The sequence below is a fragment of the Ilyobacter sp. genome (assembly GCF_041583315.1).
GTDB lineage: Bacteria > Fusobacteriota > Fusobacteriia > Fusobacteriales > Fusobacteriaceae > Ilyobacter.
This window is the reverse complement of the sequence record NZ_JBFHGC010000568.1, coordinates 1-1,796: the sequence shown is the minus strand read 5'-3', so window position 1 is coordinate 1,796 and position 1,796 is coordinate 1. Positions and strand designations below refer to the sequence as shown.

1 protein-coding gene is annotated in these 1,796 nt (G+C 36.0%); it reads right to left on the bottom strand.

Annotated elements, in window-relative coordinates; genetic code table 11:
- Positions 1 to 26 precede the first annotated feature (26 nt).
- A complete protein-coding gene (locus ABZA26_RS14280; RefSeq protein ID WP_372715161.1) occupies positions 27 to 1,685 on the bottom strand; it encodes a diguanylate cyclase domain-containing protein in 1,659 nt (552 codons plus the stop codon).
- Positions 1,686 to 1,796: the final 111 nt, after the last annotated feature.

The following is a 1,796-nucleotide window of genomic DNA, read 5'->3' as shown; positions in this document are numbered from 1 at the left end:
TAGGCTCTCCCCTGCTAGTTAAAAAATTATTGTTTTAATTCTAAATATCTCAATGTGTATTGATTTCTTCCTTTGTTCTTACTCTCATAAAGAGCCTGATCTGATGTATCCAAAAGTTTTTCTGCCTTTAATTTGTCGTTGGGAACCGCCACCCCTATACCTATACTCACAGTGACTATCCCTCTGTGAGATCCGGCGTGAGGTATCCCCAGGTTCTCCACCTCTTCCAGTATCCATTTTGCTATTTTCTCTGCTCCCCGGGCATCTGAACTCACCAAGACGGTAAATTCCTCTCCCCCATACCGGGCCACTGTATCAAAAGGTCTTCCCACGCTTTTAAAAAATACCCTTGAAAGTTTCTTCAGGCACTCGTCTCCTGCCATATGTCCGTAAATATCATTGTATTTCTTAAAATAATCCACATCTATCATTAATATGGATAATGGGAATCCGTTTCGCTCCAGCTCTCTCCATCGGTCTTCCAGGTTTTTATCAAAATATCTCCGGTTATACAGCTGGGTAAGGCCGTCAATATTTGAAATCCACTCCAATTCCTGGTTGGCTTTTTCCAAATGAAGGGTCTTCTCATGGACCATGGCTATCAGCTTCTTTTCATTTTTTTTCTTATAAAAAATATTTATTATTAAAATCACAATAATCAGGTAAGTAACAGAAAGTATCTGCATATGGTATTTATAAATAAGGTTTACAGGACTGTTGACTATTACACTACCCTTAGGCAGAGAGGACTTTGATATACCAAATTTTTCCAGTTCATTGTAGTCAAACATATACTTTGTTTCACCGTCTTTAAATTGTCCTGCATAATCTTTGTCTCTGCTGTTTATTATATCTTTTAAAAGCCTTCCTGCCTCCAACCCTTGCACGTAACCGCTCAGGATGCTTCCTCCCACGATTCCGCGGCCCAGATAAAAATCCCATGCTCCGTAAATGGGATGATCAGATACTTCAGTTACAAGTTTTAATCCGTCATTATAAGATATAAACTTACCTGTGTTGTCTCTGTTTAATACAAGCAGATATATCACTGTATCAGAGCCTATATTTTGCAATTTGTTTTTTAGTTCTTCTATGGAAAAATCAGAATATATATCAATATTCACTTTGGACTCATAATCCGGAATTATTTTTTCCAGCTCTTCTCTCACTGCTTTTCCAGTTACAGTATTGTCATTCACTATCAAAATATTCTTTACATCTGGATGAATACTCAGAATCAGCTCTACATTCTTTCTGTGGTCTGCATTTTCCAAAATACCGGCTACATTTTTATAATCTCCCAGCATCTCTTTATTGAAATTATTTATCCCGCAAAAGACAACTGGTACTCCCGGAAAAAATTCAGGGCCATACTTAATTATAAAATCCAGAGCTATATTATCACAGACTATGATAGCTTCAAAATTTGTTAAGTTTGCTTTTTGCTTATACAGCTGTGCCAAACTATTGAAATACTCCTCACCGTAATTTCTTTTTCCGTCTAGATATTCAAAAAACAGCTCAAACTCCTCAGAGTCGAAGGTGTCCTTGATTCCCTCAGAAATATTATCCTCCCATCCCAAACCATGATGGTAGGAATGGATCACAAGAATGTTTCTGTCATTCAACGAATAGGATGCTGAAAAGCAAAATAAAAAAAGAAATAGATATATAATTTTTTTCATAGAATTTCTCCTGATTTCATTTTTAATATCCAGATGTTTCCATAGCGATTTTATTTTTGTTTTCATTACAATCCTATATTTTTTATAAAGACTGTTTTTAGAAATTATACC